At 43.8% G+C, this 20,049-nt stretch carries 13 protein-coding genes and 1 pseudogene; 7 read left to right on the top strand and 7 right to left on the bottom strand.

Annotation, left to right across the window (positions count from 1 at the left end):
- Positions 1-95: pseudogene (locus ACZFYI_RS03635) on the top strand (sugar phosphate isomerase/epimerase); the annotation flags it as partial.
- Between the two features lie 191 nt (positions 96-286).
- Here the strand turns inward: ACZFYI_RS03635 and ACZFYI_RS03630 are convergent.
- The 4 genes from ACZFYI_RS03630 to ACZFYI_RS03615 form a co-directional block, all read right to left on the bottom strand.
- The gene (locus ACZFYI_RS03630) at positions 287-1,093 is read right to left on the bottom strand and encodes an alpha/beta fold hydrolase (protein ID WP_462522762.1); all 807 of its coding nucleotides are present in this window, start codon (positions 1,091-1,093) and stop codon (positions 287-289) included.
- 195 nt (positions 1,094-1,288) lie between these two features.
- Positions 1,289-2,110 (bottom strand): sugar phosphate isomerase/epimerase family protein, encoded by an 822-nt coding sequence (locus ACZFYI_RS03625; protein WP_462522761.1) that lies wholly within the window; start codon positions 2,108-2,110, stop codon positions 1,289-1,291.
- A gap of 37 nt (positions 2,111-2,147) precedes the next feature.
- Positions 2,148-3,287 (bottom strand): PDDEXK nuclease domain-containing protein, encoded by a 1,140-nt coding sequence (locus tag ACZFYI_RS03620; RefSeq protein WP_462522760.1) that lies wholly within the window; start codon positions 3,285-3,287, stop codon positions 2,148-2,150.
- 109 nt (positions 3,288-3,396) lie between these two features.
- Positions 3,397-4,794 carry an aminopeptidase P family protein gene (locus ACZFYI_RS03615; protein WP_462522759.1) on the bottom strand — a complete coding sequence of 466 codons (1,398 nt, stop codon included), beginning with the start codon at positions 4,792-4,794 and terminating at the stop codon, positions 3,397-3,399.
- Between the two features lie 314 nt (positions 4,795-5,108).
- Between ACZFYI_RS03615 and ACZFYI_RS03610 the strand changes: the two genes are divergently transcribed.
- On the top strand, positions 5,109-6,677 hold the full coding sequence (locus ACZFYI_RS03610; RefSeq protein ID WP_462522758.1) for an L-serine ammonia-lyase, iron-sulfur-dependent, subunit alpha: 1,569 nt from the start codon (positions 5,109-5,111) through the stop codon (positions 6,675-6,677).
- A 56-nt stretch (positions 6,678-6,733) separates the two neighbouring features.
- Here ACZFYI_RS03610 and ACZFYI_RS03605 read toward each other — a convergent pair whose 3' ends face one another.
- Both ACZFYI_RS03605 and ACZFYI_RS03600 read right to left on the bottom strand, forming a co-directional pair.
- Complete coding sequence (locus ACZFYI_RS03605; RefSeq protein ID WP_462522757.1) at positions 6,734-7,189, bottom strand: DUF4440 domain-containing protein; 456 nt, start codon at positions 7,187-7,189, stop codon at positions 6,734-6,736.
- 399 nt (positions 7,190-7,588) lie between these two features.
- On the bottom strand, positions 7,589-10,699 hold the full coding sequence (locus tag ACZFYI_RS03600; protein WP_462522764.1) for a PVC-type heme-binding CxxCH protein: 3,111 nt from the start codon (positions 10,697-10,699) through the stop codon (positions 7,589-7,591).
- Positions 10,700-11,077: 378 nt separating this feature from the next.
- Between ACZFYI_RS03600 and ACZFYI_RS03595 the strand changes: the two genes are divergently transcribed.
- The 4 genes from ACZFYI_RS03595 to ACZFYI_RS03580 all read left to right on the top strand — a co-directional run bounded on the left by ACZFYI_RS03595 (position 11,078) and on the right by ACZFYI_RS03580 (position 18,534).
- The gene (locus ACZFYI_RS03595; protein WP_462522756.1) at positions 11,078-13,459 is read left to right on the top strand and encodes a DUF1549 domain-containing protein; all 2,382 of its coding nucleotides are present in this window, start codon (positions 11,078-11,080) and stop codon (positions 13,457-13,459) included.
- Positions 13,460-13,469: 10 nt separating this feature from the next.
- Positions 13,470-14,900, top strand: a complete 1,431-nt coding sequence (locus tag ACZFYI_RS03590) for a DUF1501 domain-containing protein (protein ID WP_462522755.1) — start codon at positions 13,470-13,472, stop codon at positions 14,898-14,900.
- 138 nt (positions 14,901-15,038) lie between these two features.
- Positions 15,039-17,693: a c-type cytochrome gene (locus ACZFYI_RS03585; protein WP_462522754.1), complete on the top strand. Its 2,655-nt coding sequence runs from the start codon at positions 15,039-15,041 to the stop codon at positions 17,691-17,693.
- Between the two features lie 121 nt (positions 17,694-17,814).
- Positions 17,815-18,534 carry a 3-keto-disaccharide hydrolase gene (locus ACZFYI_RS03580; protein WP_462522763.1) on the top strand — a complete coding sequence of 240 codons (720 nt, stop codon included), beginning with the start codon at positions 17,815-17,817 and terminating at the stop codon, positions 18,532-18,534.
- 75 nt (positions 18,535-18,609) lie between these two features.
- Here ACZFYI_RS03580 and ACZFYI_RS03575 read toward each other — a convergent pair whose 3' ends face one another.
- Positions 18,610-19,395, bottom strand: coding sequence for an NIPSNAP family protein (locus ACZFYI_RS03575; RefSeq protein WP_462522753.1), 786 nt, complete (start codon positions 19,393-19,395; stop codon positions 18,610-18,612).
- A gap of 334 nt (positions 19,396-19,729) precedes the next feature.
- On the opposite strand from ACZFYI_RS03575, the gene ACZFYI_RS03570 reads away from it, so the two are divergent.
- Positions 19,730-20,049 (top strand): DUF4432 family protein (locus tag ACZFYI_RS03570; RefSeq protein ID WP_462522752.1); only part of this gene is annotated, 320 nt, incomplete at its 3' end.

Genomic DNA, 20,049 nt, shown 5'->3' with positions numbered 1-20,049 from the left:
CAATCGGGGTATGGAGGCAGTTTTCTGAACCTTGGGAAATGGCGGAGAGTGGGTATCGATTTATCAGGGAAATGGGAGAAAAGCATGGGCTTTAAATTCAGCATTGAGATAAATCTATTATTATCTGGAATCTAAATTCAAAAGTTTTTTCTGTCAAATAGAGATATTAACTGATACTGTATATTCGTAGAAATTAAATTGTTATCTAGCAATCAACCCGGCTTGAAGTGCAATTTCCCCGGCTCCGCCACGGCGGACAAGTGTGGACCGTGGACTGTGGACATTATTATCCCTGTTTTTTTAACCAATCCCCAACCCTTTCATTAAAATCCTCTAAATTCTCCCAATGAAAAGCATGGCCGCTTTTCTCGTAGATATGCAATACCGATCCGGGGATGGCGGCAGCCACTTCCTTTGTCATCCACACTGGGGTGAAAATATCATCTTCGCCTCCAAGCACGAAAACCGGGCAGGTCACTTTGCCCAAATCCTCTAAAACATCATGTGTCACACAGGCCGCAGCCTGTCCTTCCAAACCAATCAGCGGCTGTGGATTCGGATCCAAAGCTGCATTTTTTCGGTCTTCCAACAGTCCTGTATGAAATTCCTCATTGTCCCAAGATTGCTTGGAAAAAATCAATAACTGAATATACACGCTGAATTCCTCAGGTTTCAACCTTGCTTTGCAATCCTTCATGTGTTGGAAAATCGCTTTGGCGGTATTGTCACAGCGTGCCCAAGGACACATCAGCACCATGGCTTTGACCCTAGTCGGGAAATGGATTGCCATCTGTTGGGCGATGATGCTGCCCATAGATACCCCCGCAACTTTGACAGCACCCAAACCCAAATGATCCAAAACGCCGATGCAATCCTGCGCCATCTGAAGGGAAGTATATGGACCTGCAGGTTTGTCGGATTTGCCGACTCCCCTGTTGTCCACGAGAATACAGCGGAAGGATTTTGCCCAATGGGTGACGTGTTTTTCCCAGACACTTCCCGGGGCAGTGATTCCCATGATCAGGAGCAGCGGTTCTCCCGAGCCCCTTTCTTCGAAATAGATGTTGGTTCCGTTGGTGGTGATGGTTGGCATTTTTTATAAAATGGTTATTGGTTATTTGTTATTTGGTAATGGTTGTAATTGTTCTAGTTGTTCTAATGGTTCTAATGGTTCCGGCAAATCAGACTGGTGTAATTGTTTTAGCATTTGTCGATATTTTTTGATTGCCGAAATTTTCAGGTTATCATCTCCCTGTCTTGAATCTTGTGTCTCGTTTCTCGCTTCAACTCACAACCCTGGAACAAGCGTTTCCTGAATCCATCTCCCATCATGGAGGGTAACAAAATCAGGGTCTTCCAATGCTTCTTTTCCTTCGTCTTCGCAGATGATCCAACCTGCATAACCTATATCCTTGAGCCATTGTGTAATCCCGATCAAGTCAACTTTTCCTTTTCCCATCAAGGCGAACTCCGGATTCCCGTCCCAATCTTTGTAATGCACATGGTTGATCATGTATTGGTATTCTTTCATTTTGGCAAGAGGATCCATACCACCATTGATGATGTGGCCGACGTCAGGACACCAACCTGTGGCAGCCAGGTCAAGTCCCTCCAAGATGACTTTATAATCGTCTTCTGTCCTTGTGATGGAAGTATGGGGGGAATTTGGGTGGAAACTGCTTTCAACTCCTTTTTCTTTGGCCCTTCGGGAAACAGTGTTCACGATGTCGGTCAGGCTTTTCCTCCGCTGCACAATGTCATGCCTGCCTGTTGGAATCTGTACCGTACAAAGTACCGAACCGGGAAATCTCTTTAGCAAGTTGATGGCATTGTCAGCGACTTTCCGCTCTTCATCGGTTTCCTCTTTTCCGTTCCAGTCCAAAGCCAAGGCTACAGCAGCCAGTTCAATACCCTGTTCCTTGAGTTTTTCCTCCAATAAAACAGGATCAGAAAGTTTTCCCATCCAAGAGAAAATTGGTTGGATTCCTGTAAAGCCGGCTTTGGCAATGATGTCGATCATGTGGCCAAGCTGGTCTTTGTAGGTTTCCCCGTTATTGTTCATGTACCAGGTATAGACCTCGGCTCCGAATTTGAATGGTAGTTTTTCCATGGTTATATTTTTTGGGGTTTTGTTGATTTTGAAGCGACTAACTGTTCCATTTTTTTAATTCATTGGTAATGAATGCCTCAAGAATTTCCTTTTTGGGCAATTCAAGAAGGTATTTGGACACGAATAACTTGTTATCCATGCCTGTTGTGGCGAACTCTACCAACGCAGTGTTTTTATTGGTTACCAATAATATCCCAACTGTGGGATTATCATCACTTTGCATTACGTTGGCTTTGAAATAGTTTACATAAGTATTGAGTTGCCCGATGTTGTGATGGTTAAACTCTTCCACCTTCAGCTCCACCAGAACATGGCATTTGAGGATTCGATGGTAAAATACCAAGTCGATAAAAAAATACTCATCACCGATCAGGATTTTCTTTTGTCGGGCTTCGAGGCAAAAACCATGTCCCATTTCCATCATAAAATCCTGCAAATGGTCCAACAAGGCTGTTTCTAAATCACTTTCCTCTACCGCATTTTTCGCCTTTAATCCCAAAAATTCAAATGCATATACTGATTTCACGATATCAGAAGGATTGGCAATTTCTGCCTTTTGTTGCGTGATTTTGCTGAGCATTTCAGGTTTGATGCTCATTCCACTTCGCTCGTAATATAGGCTGTTAATTTGGCGTTTGAGTTCTCGCACGCTCCAAGTGCCTTTTATGCATTCAAGTTCGTAGAACGTGCGTTTAAGTGATTGCTCAAACTGTAAAAGTTGTTCAATATGGCTGTAGGATAAATTAAGTAATAATTTTTTGGCGGGAACCAAAAGGTTATTTTCATATTGTGGGGTTACTGTCCCCACTTTTTGTGACGTTTCCAATTGTGGGTTCACTGTCCCCACAATTGGAAAAGAAAAAAGTTCAGGCAAGGATTTAGCATTTTGTTCTGACTGAAGGTATTGTCCTATATGAGGGTAAAGCAAATAAAAATCTTTAAATCGGTATAAGGATCTGCGGTCAATTCCCTTAATATATTTGAGTCGATGGCTTAACGTATCAAAAAGTTTATCTCCATAAGCAGCCCTATCTTCCCCCTTCTGCTCAAACTCTACAATATAATACCCGATCAGCCAATTCCTCAAAGTCAGGGATACATTGACCGCCTTGGCCGCTTGATGCTGAAAGTGGCTATGGGTTTTGGCAATTGTATCTATTAGAAGTTCAAAGTTCATTTTCGTAGCTGTTACTTTTTTCCGAATCTGTTCAAAACCCTTCGCCGTTAGAAAGTCCGTAGCGACATGGACTTTAGCGGTTCACCGATGGCTTGTCCGCACACCCAATCTATATAGAGCTTCCTCTCATTTTTTCAACTTCTTGGATTTCAATTGGCAAAGGTTCGCCTAATAGCATCGAACCTGTATCCGTGATCAGGTAAGCATCCTCCACCCTTATCCCTCCAAAATCCCTGTAGAGTGCCACTTTTTCATAGTCTATGTAATCGCTATGCAGGTTTTCATCCTGCCATTGATCGATCAGTTTTGGGATAAAATAGATCCCCGGCTCGATGGTAACCACAAAACCCTTTTCGAGTTCTTTTCCCAAGCGGAGTGATTTCAAACCAAACTGACTGCTTTTTTTGAGTTCGTCAGTATATCCCACATATTCCTCTCCCAAATCCTCCATATCGTGGACATCCATGCCCATCATATGTCCCAAACCACATTGAAAAAACAGGGCATGTGCTCCCTGATCCACTGCCTCATCCAAGTTTCCCTTCATAATACCAATTTCTTTGAGGCCTTCTACAAGCTTTTTGCAAGCCAAAAGGTGAACTTCCTTGAACCTAATACCCGGCTTTAATGCAGCTACTGCGGCTTGATAAGCATTCAGTACAATTTGATAGATTTCTCTTTGGCTATCTGAAAATCTTGGACCGACCGGAATGGTCCGGGTAATGTCACCTGCATAATGCATGGCCGACTCAGCCCCAAAATCCCCCAAAAGCATTTTCCCTTCCACCAAAGTATTGGAATAATTATGGTTGTGCAGAATCTGTCCGTCAATGGTGATAATGGGAGGAAATGATACATTACCGCCTAAGGAAAGGGCTTCTCCGGTCACCAAACCTAGAAGCTCGTATTCCTTCATTCCTGGTTTGGCCTCAATCATCAATTTTTTGTGCATGCTTACACTGATGTTCACCGCCTTGGTTATTTCCCTGATTTCTTCCTCCGACTTGATGGACCTTAATGAGACAACTGCTTTGATAAATTCCACAGAAGCTAGGGAGAGAATTTCCTGCAGGGATTTACCAAGCCATCCTGCCAGTTTTTGAGAATTTTCAGGGCGATAGGGAGGCAAGAAATGGATTTGCTGATTGCTGATGGAAGCCAAAAATTTATCGATGTCGCCTTTTGATTTTGTTTCCCCTACTCCTGCAGTGTGTGCCAAATCAGAAAGAGGCGGGTGTGTTCCCTGCCAAATCGATTCTTCAGTAGTCAAATTATCTCCAAAAAGGATTTCGATATCCTGATCAATGTCTATCACTGCTGTGAGACCCGGCATATCCAACCCAAAAAAATAAAGGAAAGTGCTATCCTGTCTAAATGGATACCAATTGTCTTTGAAGTTAACGCTGCTTTCTTCATTTCCCAAAAAAAGCAGGATTCCGGAGCCTATTTTTTTCTTTAATAGCTTCCTTCTTTCAGTATAAGTTTCTTTCGAAAAGGTGGTTTGCATATTTATTTCTTTGACCAAAAATCAGTTCTCATCCAAGATAGAAATTACATTTTATCAATTCAAAAACCAATGATGAAATCCCTCCACCTACTCCATGAATGGTCAATTGACAATCTTTTTCTTCAGATCAAAGCATTGGTTTGAACCATAACCCTGCAATGACAAAAAGTGCAACCTGATCAGGTTAAATGCCTGAGATTTTTCAGTCAAATTGATTTTAATTTCCCAAATGCAATAAATTGGGTTAAAGAATTTGGGGAATGACAATTTCCAAAGGTTTAAGTTTTATATTTAAGTAGAAAACCAAAAGTGATATGAACTACCCAAGCATATTTAATGATGTCATTGGCCCGGTAATGAGAGGCCCGTCTAGTTCCCATTGTGCTGCTTCCCTAAGAATCGGAAGAATATGTCATGACCTGATGGATGCTAGGATTTCCGAAATCCAAATTGATTTTGATCCCAACGGTTCCTTGGCTACCACCCACAAAGAGCAAGGGTCGGATATGGGATTATTTGGAGGGTTTCTTGGATGGGAAGCTTACGATGAGAGATTGGTAAATTCCGAAATCCATATCGGCGCAGCGGGAATCAAAGTAAAAATCGACATCAAGGATATTCAGGCTGAGCATCCAAATACCTATAAAATCACTTTAAGCAATCCCTGGGAAACACATCAAGTCATAGCAATCTCTACCGGCGGAGGGATGATAGAAGTAATAGAGATTGACGGGGTAAAGGTTTCTTTAGCAGGAGATAGTTTTGTTACATTGATTTATACTACCGACCAACAAAAGTTGAAAAACTACCTCCAACAATCCGATATCCTTGATGATGTGGAAATCCATTCCGAAGTAGGGAGTTTTACAGCCATAAAATCCCCCGCTTTTTTAGATAAAACGCTCATTGAAGAACTGAAGTCCATTGAGGGAGTATCGCAGGTGAAACAAATAAAACCTGTTTTGCCAACACTTACAGGAAAAAATCAAACCGTTCCATTCATTACCTGTGATGAGATGCTGGCTTACAACCAAGACAAGAATTTGAGTCTATGGGAATTGGCTGTTCGGTATGAAAGTATCAGAGGAAATATCACCTCTGTGGAAGTGCTTGCCAAAATGGATGAGATACGTATCATCCTCAAAAACGCAGTAGAGACCGGCCTAAAAGGAACTTCCTTTGAAGACAGGATCTTGGGTCCCCAATCTGTGAAATTTAAGTCCATGATGGAAGATAGAAAACTGATCAGCGGGGATGTTTTGAACCGGATTATCATGTATGTGTCTGCCATCATGGAGGTCAAGAGCTCAATGGGCGTAATAGTGGCGGCCCCAACTGCAGGGTCATGCGGTGCTATGCCAGGGGCTGTTTTGGGAGTGGCTGATTCCTTGGGTCTTTCAGATGAGGAGACGGTCAAAGCCTTGATGATAGCCGGTTTGATAGGGGTTTTTATTGCGGCACATTCCACTTTTGCAGCAGAGGTGGGAGGCTGTCAGGCCGAATGCGGTTCCGGTGCGACGATGGCAGCAGCTGCGATTGTCCATTTGGCAGGAGGCAATTTGAACCAAAGTATTTCTGCTGCTTCGATGGCTTTACAGAGTTCTTTGGGTATGATTTGTGACCCAATCGGAAACAGGGTTGAGGCCCCTTGTCTAAACAGAAACGTAATGGCTGCCTCCAATGCACTTTCATGCGCCAATATGGCCTTGGCAGATTATGACCATTTAATCCCTTTGGATGAAGTCATTGAGACCATGTATGAAGTGGGAAAAAGTATCCCAAACACCTTAAGATGCACCAATCTGGGAGGTTTATCCATTACCAAAACCGCCAAAGAAATCGAAGCTAAACTTACGCATAAGTATTTTTATAAGAATTGTTGATTCAAGGAAGCAGGCTAAGGCGAGATTGCAGACCATAAACATATCAATCGGAAACATCACTTCCCCTTCAACTCCTCATCTGGAATGGCCATGGTATGGTTGGCCAAGAGCACGTATTTACCATCAACCTTGCTATAAGTCCGCATGAAATGATATGTAATAGGACTTTGTCCCTTGTCGACCACCGTGTACCCACTCACTACCCCTGTATTTCCCACAGTCACCACAGTATGGCCTCGTGAAACTCTGCCCTGTGTATCGTTTTCCTGACCGGCTTGAATCCTCTTTGCCTTGGAGACCACTGCCTCTTTCCCATCAATCTGATTTGCATGGTTATGCACCCAAATGAAATCGGCAGCAAGCAGATTTTCCAAAAAACCAACATCAGAGTCCAAAAGGGCTTTTTCCCATCCAAGGTCTAATCCCAAAAGAGTTTGGTGATCCTGAGTCTGTGCCACTGAAGTCAGAACCAATATTGTAAGGAGTAGGGGAATTAGGATTAATCTTTTCATGGTTTGGTTATTGGTTGGTGGGTAATTGAGTAATTGGTTATTTGGTTAATTGATTAACTGATTAACTGATTTCAGTAACCAACCGTTTTTGCTTCTTGTCTCTTGACTCTGGTTTTTACCTATCAACGAAGCTTGGTACTTTGTACCTTATACTTTGTTCAATTTTCTTATTTCTCGTTTCCTTATAAAGACCTTCAAGGTTCAAAAAAACCTCAAAGGTCATGTCTTTCTCTTCTTGTCTCTCGGTTCTTCCATCTGACAAAGATTTCTCAGTCGTGCCTCCTTCGAAAAGACAAGGATAAGCTTACATGGACACTCGTTGCATGTCTTGCTTCTTGTCTCTCGTTTCTTGCTTCTACACAAATTTTCCAAACTCCATACTTCCTCCTTCCCAACTTCCTACTTCTCCATCGGATGCTCTTTCAGGAGTTCGGTTGGCGAATAGAATCCTTTTTTGTCAGCTACTTTTGCCCTGACTTCTTTGACCTGGTCAGGCCTGATAGGCGAAGCCTCATTTCCGAAGGAATTTCTCACATAGGTCAATACTGCTGCGATTTCATTGTCATTGAGCATGCCTTCATACGGTGTCATCGGAACCTGTCCGGGATATTCCCTGCCTGCAACGGTAATCGGACCCATGAGTCCTTTCAATACAATTTTGATCAGCCTCTCCTCATTGCCGAGGACCCAAGGCGTACCCACGAGAGGTGGAAACAAAGAAGCGGAAAGTCCTCTTCCGTCATTTTGGTGACAGGTACTGCAAAAACCGTCTCGGGCATAGATTTCTTTACCCATGTTGTAGAGTTCAAGGTCACTGCCGGTCAACTTGGACTTGATCGTCTCTTCCTTTTTCTCCCTGACAGAAAGGCCATTGATATGGGCTACGGCAGCTTCATGGGCATGGACTGACCATTTGTCCAAAGGCATTTTTTCGGCTTCCGCCAAAATCGGTAAGCCTTTTTCCCTTGGCAACCAAGACGCTGCAACAATCGCCTCCAATCTTACCCTGCTGTTTTCATCTTTGACTGCCTGCATGAGTAGATCCGCCTGTTCATTAACCTGATGTCCCGAATAGCGAAGGACCCTGACAGCCGCGGTTCTTGCCCGGAAATCTTTGGCTTGTAACAATTGCTTGAGCAGTTTTTGGTCAACTTTATTCAATCCCCAACTTACCCAAAGACCTTCTAAAAGGTAATGCTCATAATTCGGATCATTTTTATCCAACTTAGAAACCCAAGACTCCATGGCCGGGAGCACTTCTTTCGGATCCCTTCCTCGGAGTTCACGGCGGGTGCGGTAACGCGTCCTGAATTCGGGCAGCTTCAAATTGTCCAACAACTCAGGTATTGTCGCGCCATCCACTTTTGCCGGAGTGACCAAAGGCCGGGAAGGATATGTAATCCTGTATACCCTTCCATGGACATGGTCACGAAGTGGGTCACGGGCATTGTGCTGCATGTGGCCGATCAGAACATTGTGCCAATCGATAAAATAAAGCGAACCGTCAGGTGCAAACTCCATGTCCACAGGGCGGAAATTTCTGTCTGAACCTTTGACTATATCCTGTCGAAATTTGGTGATAAAGCCTGTTCCATCGTCCAAAACCTGATGCTGCTTTATCCCCAAAAATCCGATGGTATTTGCAATCAGCAAATCACCTTGGACTTCCTCCGGGAAATGTCGGCTCGAAACAAATTCCAAACCTGAAGTCGGACGGACTTTATGTGCTTCTTCGATGAGGTTTTCAGATTTATGTGTTGCTTCACCATATCGTGGCAAAACCGATCCCGGCATCATCCACCTGACATCAGGACCGGAAGTTTCCGCAAAGAAATTTTGTCCCCAATCATCAAAAGCAATACCCCAAGGATTGGGAATTGAAAGTTGGGCAGTACGCTCTAAGTGGCTTCTGGCAGGATTAAATCTGTAAAAACCTCCGTTTGTCGCCCTGACCGGGCCATAGGAAGTTTCGACATTGGTATGCAAAAACACTCCCTCCGCCATGTAAATAGCCCCGGAAGGATCCGCTGCAAAAGCTGAAATCACGTGGTGCGTATCATGGTCATCAAAGCCGCTCAACAAGGTTTCGATCTTGTCAGCCTTGTCATCACCGTCTGAGTCGATCAGGATTTTGAGGTTGGTGCCCTGAGAAATATAAACCCCTTCAGGGGCAATCTCAAAACCCATAATGAGGTGCAAGCCATCTGCAAAAATGATTTGCTTGTCGGCTTTGCCATCGTTATTGGTATCTTCTAAAATTATGAGCTTGTCATTTGGACGGGAATCACCGGGCTTGTAATGCGGATAACTTGGTACAGTCGCCACCCACAGTCTGCCTTTGTTGTCAAAACTCATCTGAACAGGATTGGCCAAGTCAGGAAACTCAACTTCGGAGGCAAAAAGCTCAATTTTGTAGCCTTCAGGAACAGTAAGCCTATCCAAAGCATCCTGACCGTAGAGGTATTCTGTACTTCCGTTTTGTTCGGGATTGTAATTGGTCTCGACAGGAGGCAATGTTCTGGTATTTTTATCCGCTGCTACAAGGTCCATTTTCTCTCCTTTTGTTGCTTTCCAGATGGCCTCATCGCGGATGGCTGTCATCTGACGGATTTTTTCCAATTCAGCAGGATAGTTGTCCGGACCAAAAGGAGCATATCGCCGACCAAAAACGTGCACCCCATTGGGGATTTTATAGTCATTGTGCCACATCCAGTTTTTCTCCATCACCATGTCATGGATCAACTCACGGTTCTCTTCGGCTTTGGGAGAATCATCTCCAAAAACAGCATCGGCAAGCAGTACCGCCAACTTTTTGTAACCTTCTTCATTCAATTGAGATCCATCTATGGTCAAAGGTTCAGAACTGGATTCATACCAATCTTTGGAAGGAGTAAATGCATCGACAAAAAGGACTTTGTTTCTTTCCGCAATTTCCTTCATGGCCTGGGTGTACAGCGCAAGGTTTTCATTTTCCTTTTTGCCATCAGGCAAATCACGTAGATCAGAAAGGTCCTCAAAAGCAATGGGTGAAATGATGGCTAGTTTTGGTGCGGACTTGCCATTATATTGTTGTTTTAAAGTATGCTTGATAAAAGCATCCAATTCCCCTTTGTAATTGTCTAAGCCGTCAACTCCCTGAAAGGATTCATTATACCCAAAAAATGCCAAGACAACATCAGCCTGATGACGGGTCAGCCATTCATCCGGATATTCAAAGTGCCCTTCCGAACCTGATTTATTGGCATACTCGGTCTGGAATTCCTCTGCTCCGGGAAAAGCCCAAGGAGTTTCCCTCCCCGAATGCGGTCTGAATCCCGGCGTATCTCCCCCATCACCCATGTTTCGGATATAAAGCAAACTGTCAGGATACCGAACATGCATTTCGGTCTCAAACTGCCCATACTCCATCATCCTTGAAGCAAGGTTATTTCCTATCAGGATAATGTGAGAGCCTTTGTTAAATTCAAGTGATTCGGACTTTTTGCATTGGAAAAAAATACTGGAGATCATCAAAATCAAAGTGAATCTCAGGAATTTTTTACCGCTGTTTTTGATTGGGTTCATCATATGGTGCTTTCCGTTAATTGTCTCGCCTTTGATAGATGTCTCGGGCTTTGGTGGTTTTTTGAATGATAAAAGTTTTTTTTATTTATCGCTTTGCTATCCTGTCTTGTCCTGTTTGAAGGTCTGCAACAGACTTGGTGAATTTCCCTTTAAGGTATAAACAGAGAATCCAAATAGCAAACAGGAATTGGCAGTCGGCAAATAGTCATTATGAAAATTCTATGGGATAAGAAAAACGTGAAGGTACAGGATGGATTTTCATGCAAAAGAGAAGAAAATTAGGATTACGATTTCTTAATCCATTCAATTGCATTAAATTTTAAGATGGTTTCAGAAGGCTTTTGGCTATGGCAGTTTTTGGGCAGGCTCCATCCTATGGTGGTGCATTTTCCGATAGCCCTATTGTTTTTTGCTGCTTTTCTGGAATTGTTAACTATCGGGAAATTCAAATCCAAATTACGCTCCGGTATCAACCTGATGGTTTTGACCGGTGCTGCCTCAACTTTGGTGGCTGCAATTTTGGGGTTGTTGCTTGCCAACAATGAAGCGGTTGAAGGCGAGCTCCTTGACCTTCACCGATGGTTGGGGATAGCAACAGCAGTTTTCAGTTTGGCTGTACTTTTTCTCTTGAATCAGGTAGAGAAAAATAGCCAAAGGGAAAAAATCAAGACTTATCGAGCAGTGCTTTTTATTTCCGCCATTGGTGTTGGGTTCTCCGGACATTTTGGGGCATCCTTGACCCATGGAGAAGATTTCCTCACCGAAACTTTACCTTGGAATGGTGCCAAATCTTATGAACCTAGCAGTTTTGACTTGGCTTCTTTTGATAGCGGTGCATCGGGATTGAGTCCTGAAAAAGAAATGCAATTGATCGGGGAAGTCAGGACGATCTTGGCCCACAACTGCTACAAATGCCACAGCGGCGCAAAAATTGAAGGGGAACTGAGATTGGATGAAAGGGAGTTTGTCTTCCAAGGTGGCGAATCCGGCGCTATTTTGATTCCGGGAAATCCTTCCGAAAGTGAGCTTATCCGCAGGGTCAACCTCCCAAAAAACCACAAGGATGTCATGCCATCCAAAGGCAAGCATCTGAGCGTCGAAGAAATCAAACTGCTCAGCTATTGGATAGAAAAGGGAGCACCTTGGCCGTATGGAGCCGAGCAAAAAAGCGTGTATCGGGTGGCAAAATTGGCACCGAGAAAACCCGCATTGCCAACGCCAACTGCCGGACTTGAAAACCCCATTGACCTTTGGGTCAATGCCTATTTTGAAGAAAATAATGTTTCCTGGCAGCCTGTAGTAGATGACAGGACTTACCTCCGCAGGATTTATCTGGATGTGGTGGGATTAGTTCCAAGTCCTGAGGAATTGAATGCTTTTTCCAATGATCCCAATCCTGACAAAAGATCCCTTTGGCTGCGCAAACTTCTTGACAGGAATAATGACTATGCTACCCATTGGCTTACCTTTTGGAACGATGCCCTGCGAAATGACTACACCGGAACAGGATACATTACGAACGGCCGTTACAACATCACCGATTGGCTCTACAAATCCTTGCAAAGCAACAAACCCTACGATGTTTTTGTCAAAGAATTATTGAATCCGACTGATGCTTCCAAGGGATTTATCGAAGGAATCCGATGGAGAGGAACTGTCAACGCAAGCCAAAGAACCGAGATGCAGGCCGCCCAAAATGTCGGTCAGGTGATCTTGGGACTCAACCTCAAATGTGCTTCCTGCCACGACAGCTTTATCAGCGACTGGAAATTGGAGGAAGCCTATGCCTTTGCCAATATTTTTGCAGATTCGACTTTGGAAGTCAGCAGGTGTGAAAAACCAATCGGAAAAATGGCGGACACCAAAATCCTGTGGGAAGAACTTGGCGAGATGGACGGCACCCTTTCCCGCTCAGAAAAACTCAGACAGCTCTCTGAATACCTAGTCCAACCGGCTAATGGTAGGATGTACCGCACCATCGTCAACCGAATCTGGAAACAGATGATGGGCCGTGGCATGGTCGAGCCAGTGGACGAAATGGACAATGAACCTTGGAGTCAAGATTTGTTGGATTGGTTGGCTTCGGATTTTGTAGAAAAAAACTATAACCTGAAGGAATTGATCTACCTGATCGGAACCTCTAAAATCTATCAATCCCCTTCATTTGGGGTAAAAAGCCCGGATATTTTCCTAGCCGAGGATTATGTGTTTGGAGGAATGGTCAGACGAAGAATGACTGCTGAGCAATTCTCAGATGCGGTCAGCCAGATTTTCAGTCCTGTTTTTGAAGAGAAGGACATGAAATACAATCCTGCCCAACTCCTTCCTGAGCAAAATTCCAAGTTGACCTATACCCGAGCTTCCCTTGTGGCAAACAACAGTTTCCTCACTGCCCTCGGGCGACCAAACAGGGAGATCGTCTCCACCAACCGAGATTCACAGGCGAGTTTGTTGCAGGCCTTGGAACTTACGAATGGCGAAAGGTTGAATGCTGTCTTGGAAAAAGGAGCAGTACAATGGAAGGAAAAATACAAGGACGGACTGAGCATAATCAACGAAGTATATACAAAGGCATTGCTCCGAAAGCCAAGTAAAAAGGAAAGAGAAATCGCATTGGCTGCTTTGGGAAAATCTCCTGATTTGGATCAGATACAGGATTTCTTTTGGGCTGTGGTTTTGCTTCCCGAATTTCAATTGATTTATTAATAATGAAATAATGAGAGACAACCTAAACAGAAGGGATTTTTTGAAGAAAACCAGTGCTGCCGCCATTGCAACCATGGCTGCAGGTGCTCCTTTTGCAGGTTTGATGTCCTCCTGTAATTCCAAAATCTCCATTCCGGCGACAGCTGATACAGTCATTTTGTTATTTATGGCAGGAGGTATGGCGCATACAGAGACCTTTGATCCCAAAAAACATACACCATTCCGGAAAGGCATGCAATCCAGCGAGGTGCTGAGTACCTTCCCTTCCGTGCCAACAATCTTGGATGATATCCATTTTTCGGAAGGTCTGGAATCCATCGGGAAAATCATGGACAAAGGGACTTTGATCCGTTCCTATGTTGCTGCTGACGTTGGACATATCCTGCATACCCGCCACCAATACCATTGGCATACCTGCTACGAGCCGCCTCAATCTGTGGTCGTTCCACACTTCGGCTCTTGGATAGCCAAAGAGTTGGGTCCGCTCAATCCCGTTATCCCACCCTTTATCAATATCGGTCAAAGGTTTACAGTCGGGGAAGGGGAAGAACTGAAAGCCTTTCACAGTGCGGGATTTTTGGGTTCTGAGTTTGGACCTTTTCTGATTCCTGATCCTACTTCAGGACTGGAAAGTGTCAGGCCTCCTGTGGGGATGTCTACCAGTAGATTTGAGTCGCGCAACCAACTGTATGAAAACCTGATCAAGGAAAGTGCTATGGGGGAATTTGGCAGTGATTACCAAAAGGAATCCCTAAAAAGATCGATGGAGCAAGCATATATGCTTTTGAATTCTCCCGAGGCCAAGGCTTTTGACCTGAGTCAGGAATCCAAAGAAAGCTATGACAGATACAATACAGGGAAGTTTGGATTGGGCTGTCTTTTGGCAAAAAGACTGGTTGATCAGGGAGCGAGATTTATCAGTGTGACGACAGAATACGAACCCTTCTTTGGTTGGGATACCCATGACAACGGCCATACCCGATTGAAGGACATGAAAAAAATGATCGATGCACCGATAGCCCAACTCATCAAAGACCTAGACGAAAGCGGCAGACTAGACCGGACAATGGTCATCGTGGCAAGTGAATTCAGCAGGGACATGCTGACAGAAGGCCGACCCGATCTGAAAGTCTTAGATCAGGTAGAAGTCCCGGAAATCATAGAAGACATGAAAAACTACGGGATGCACAGGCATTTTACCGACGGCTGTTCGGTATTGATGTTTGGGGGAGGCATCAAAAGAGGACATGTCTTCGGCAAAACCGCCGATGAGCGTCCCTGTAAAACCATTGAAAATCCCATCAAAATCAACAATCTCCACCAAACGGTTTACCGTGCTTTGGGCATCGCCCCTGACACGAATTACATCATCGAGCAAAGACCTTTCTATACCACACCCGACGGACATGGAAAAGCAGAGATGGATTTGCTGATTGGATAGGAAAAAATTAAATCCGAAAACCATATCCATGAACGGTTTCAATGAAAAATCTATTTGCCCTAACTTGAAATGAAATTTTCCCAACAATAAAACCTCAGCTTCAAAACCATCAACCGAACATTTTCAACCCTGAAAAATATGTCTTACACCAAACTAACCTACAAACTCCTAAGCCTTTTTTTGGTCACGGGAATTCTCTTTTCCTGCGGAAAAAGCCCGGAAGAAAGCAAACCACTTCACCCAAAAGTCGCCAAACTAAAACTGCCTGAAGGCTTCAAAGCTGAGCACATCTACAGTCCGGGAGAAAACGGACAAGGCTCTTGGGTAGGGATGACTTTTGATGACAAAGGAAGGATGATAGTCACTGACCAATACGGCGCCTTATACCGTTTGGAAATTCCTGCAATCGGTTCTGATTCTTTGGCTCCAAAAGTAGAGAAACTTAAAATCGGAACAGGACCCGATGACAAGATTGGCATGGGTTTTTCACAAGGCGTCTTGTTTGCCTTTAACAGCCTTTACGTCACTGTCAACCACAATGCCAATGAGGAATTTGAAAAAGGAACCGGTTTGTACAGACTTCAGGACCTTGATGGTGATGACCAATTTGAGCAGATCACTTTGATCAAATCCCTTCAGGGCGAACCAGGAGAACATGGACCGCACAGTATGATCTTGTCCCCTGACAAAAAATCTATTTTTATCGTGGCAGGAAACCATGTCGATGTGCCCGAAATGAATGCCTACAGAATCCCAAGGGTTTGGAATGAAGACAATGTATTTCCTTTGATCAAAGATCCCCGCGGGCATGCCAACAGCCGCATGGCTCCCGGAGGATGGATTGCCCAAATCAATCCTGATGGAAGCAATTGGGAACTTTTTAGTGTAGGTTTCAGAAATGCCTATGACATTGCATTCAATGAAGCAGGGGAATTATTCACCTATGATTCGGATATGGAATGGGATTTTGGGATGCCTTGGTATCGTCCCACCAGGATCTGCCATGTGACGAGCGGAAGTGAGTTTGGCTGGAGAACAGGTAACCAAAAATGGTCTCCCAATTACCCTGACAACCTTCCTGCTACTTTGAATATCGGACAAGGTTCTCCTACCAATGTGATGTTTGGAACAGGATCAAAATTTCCTGAGAAATACCAAAAAGCGCTGTATGCTTTTGACTGGAGTTTTGGGATCATCTATGCTGTAAGCCTAACTCCTTCCGGCGCAACTTATTCAGCTACTGCTGAGGAATTTATTTCCGGTTCTCCACTTCCCTTGACAGATGGAGAAATCGGCCCTGACGGCGCAATGTATTTTATGACTGGAGGAAGAAGGTTGGAATCAGATGTGTATCGTGTGTATTATGCGGGTGATGAAAATACCAATACCCAAACAACTTCGGCAGAAATTCCCGAAGCCATTCAGACCAGAAGAAAACTGGAAGAATTCCATACCGGCGGGCCAAAAGCAGGAGCGGTCGATTTTGTCTGGCCTTATCTGAAGGATGAGGACAGGTTTATCCAATACGCTGCTAGAATCGCTTTGGAACACCAACCTATGAGCGAATGGAAAGACAAAGCTTTGGCTGAAAAAGATCCAAAAATCCTGACCCAAGCCATGATTGCTATGGCAAGACATGCGGACAAATCGCAGCAGCCACAGATGCTTCAGGCAATGATGGGTGTAGATTATGGAAGTCTAAATAATACCGACAAACAAAATCTGGTTCGTGCTTTTGAATTGACATTGTACAGGCAGGGTGTTCCTTCCGGAGAGATGAAGTCGCAACTCGTGGCTTACCTGAATCCAAATTTCCCTTCAAATGACAATCACCTTGACAGGGCCTTGAGTAAAGTCTTGGTCTACATCGATGCACCTGATGCGGTTTCCAAAACTTTGGCTTTGTTGAAAACGGCCAAAGACGATGCAGATTATCAGAAGACATTTACTTCTTCTTCAGATTTGATTCTGAGAAATCCTCAGTACGGATTGGATATAGCAAGCATGCTATCCCGAGTCCCGCCGGCGCAACAATCCTATTTGGCGACTGTTTTGGGGGGTGCAAAAGTCGGATGGACTCCGGAATTACAGACAGAATATTTCACTTGGATCCACGATGCTTTCCAATACAAAGGAGGCGTAAGCTATGTTGGATTCGTTGACAGGGCCAGAAAAATGGCTTTGACACATGTGTCCAAATCTGATTTTGAGAAATACAATGAAATGTCAGGAGCTTCCTTGCTCACCGGAAGTGGAAATGACCTCAAGGTGTCTGACGTGCAGCCTGTTGGTCCGGGAAGAAGATGGACTGTAGAGGAAGCTTTGCCACTGATGGCGGATCTCAAAGGAAGGGATTTGGTCAAAGGAAAAGCAATGTACGCCGCTACTTTATGTCAATCCTGCCACACGATGAAGGGTGAAGGCGGAATAGTCGGACCGGACCTGACACAATTGGGGACCAGGTTTTCAGCAAAAGATATCCTCGATGCGACCATTAATCCAAACAATACCATCTCCGACCAATATGCCGCCACCATTTTCTATATGGCTGATGGAAGCTCGGTTTTGGGTAAACTGACCGACGAGGATGCGGACAAATATTTCATTTCCCAAAACCCATTTGCGCCGGACGTACTCAGGGAAATTCCCAAGAAAGATGTCAAGAGCAAAAAGCTTTCTGAGATTTCAGTCATGATGCCGGGAATGATCAACAGGCTCAATGAAGAGGAATTGAAAGACTTGATGGCTTATCTTATTTCAGGGGGAAATGCAGAACATGAAGTGTATAAATGATAAGGAAATACAAACTAAAATTCAAATGAAAATTCAATTGGCTTGGAAAGACATGTTTCCTGTCGTAATCATGTCTTTGGCTTTGCTTTCCTCATGCAAAAACCCGGCTCACAATACCGAAATGAAAAGCGGGGAAACAGTTTATGTTCCTTCTGCAACAGCCACAGAGGAAACCGGTTTCGTTTCCATTTTTGATGGAAAAAGTTTGGAAGGTTGGAAAGGGGATTCGACTTATTGGCGTGTTGAAAGTGGAAATATTGTCGGGGAAATCACTCCTGAAACTATCCTCCAATCCAACTCCTTTTTGGTTTGGCAAGGCGGTGAACCTGCAGATTTTGAATTGAAACTTGAAGTCAACATCAGCAAAGACGGCAACTCAGGGATCAATTACCGAAGTGAAGTTTTCCCTGGAGTTCCCAATGCACTGCGAGGATATCAGGCCGACATTGATGGAAAAAACTCCTACACCGGACAAAACTACGAAGAAAGAAAGCGGACTACTTTGGCATATATCGGTCAGAAAACTACCATTGAACCACAATCACCTGCCGGAGAATTGGGGGACAACATCGAAGGAAATGCCTGGAAAGGGCTTCGGGTCACAGAAGAATTAGGCGATCCGGATTCTTTAAGGAGATTGATGAAAAGCGAAGATTGGAATGCCCTCCACCTTGTGGTCAAAGGCAATGTGATGAAGCATTATGTCAATGGCGTCCTGATCAGTGAAGTGGTGGATGAAGACACTGTTAACAGGAGAATGAAAGGGCTTTTGGGAATCCAAGTCCACGTAGGTCCTCCGATGCAGGTCAAATTCCGGAATATCCGTTTGAAAGAACTTTAAGATTTAATATCCCATCCAATGAAAAAGTCCAACATGTCTATTCATGTTGGACTTTTTGCTTCAAAAAAAAAGAATCTAAATATCCGAGTAATCGGTAGGATAAAGCAGTCGGGTATCATTTCTGGAAACTGTGTTTTGATATTCCTCCATGACTTTCATCCTATCCCAATCAGGGTCAGTTCCAAAGGCTTTCCAATGCGCTTCTCTTGATTCCATGTTGGGAAAGGTGGTCAAATACATCAAATTCGGCATCTGGGCCCCAGCCAAAGTCTCTGCAAAAAACACAGGATTGAAATCCAATTTGAAGAAAATATCAATTTCCCCTTCATTGAACATCTTCACTTTTTGCCTGTACAGTCTTTCGGTTGCGGCCTCATAACTTCTCAATTCATAGATTCTGTCTTTTTTTGGCCCCTCCACTTTTGATTCCATAAACTTCGCCATCCCTGAAAAAGCCTGCAACAAGGCAGTCTCGATTCTTTTGTAAGGAGGATTCGTATGGGAAGCATTGATGTAGTCGCTTCCTGCAGTAAGATAGACTGCATCCTTATCCAACTTTGACTGCATGCCAACATATTGTTTCAAAGATTTGTAGGGAATCCACACATAGATTTTCTTTCCTGCATCAGGTTGGGTAGCAGTCGGCTTGAAAACCCCGACTTTTTCTATTCCATTTCTGTGCAAAGCGGGTAGCAAGGCATTTTGCAGGTAATTGTCAATCTGGCTTTCCTGGTTTTGATTTTCAATATGGTAGGTCCGTAATTCATAATAATCTCTCTTATTGCTTTGGGCAGAAAGTTCCAAAACAAAAAAGAAGCAAATGATCCCAAAAAGGACCCTAGGTAAAATATTGGTTTTCATAGATTTTTAGGTTTATCGCTTTTTCAAGATACTTAAATCAAATTTTGGACAGGCAAGTAATTGATAACAAGCATGAGAATTTTATGAATGGATAATAATTTACAAAATGTCTTCTGTACTTTTTGATTCATCAGTTCTTCCTTTGAGAATCCACAAGGTTATACGTTGGGAAATTCTCCAAAACCGGAATTTTTCATGTGGCAAAATTTAAACATGGCTTTTTTGAGAGTTTTAAATGGCTAATTTTAAGGTAGAAAAATTTCATGCCTGACAGAACAGGATACTGACCTTGAATAAGGATGATAAATTGAATTTTGAATATTTTACCTGATTTATGAGCGATTTGAATGAATTGAAGGAGTCCTTATGGAAAGACAAAATCTCGAATTCCATGCAGTTGGGGGGGATTGAAACTTCTGTTTTGGACAATGGATTGGGTAAGGGAGTTCGGATCGCTTGGATCAATACAGGGACAGGCTTGAGATACAAAGTAGTACTGGACAGAGGCATGGACATCGCCGATGCTTTCTTTAATGCCCACAGTCTTGCTTGGATCAGCCATGCAGGAGTCACATCCCCACAGCCTTTTTCGAACCAAGGAATAGATTGGTTAAGGACATTTGGAGGAGGATTACTGACCACTTGCGGGCTTTC

The organism is Aquiflexum sp. (assembly GCF_977115555.1).
This window is presented reverse-complemented; position numbering and strand designations above follow the sequence as displayed.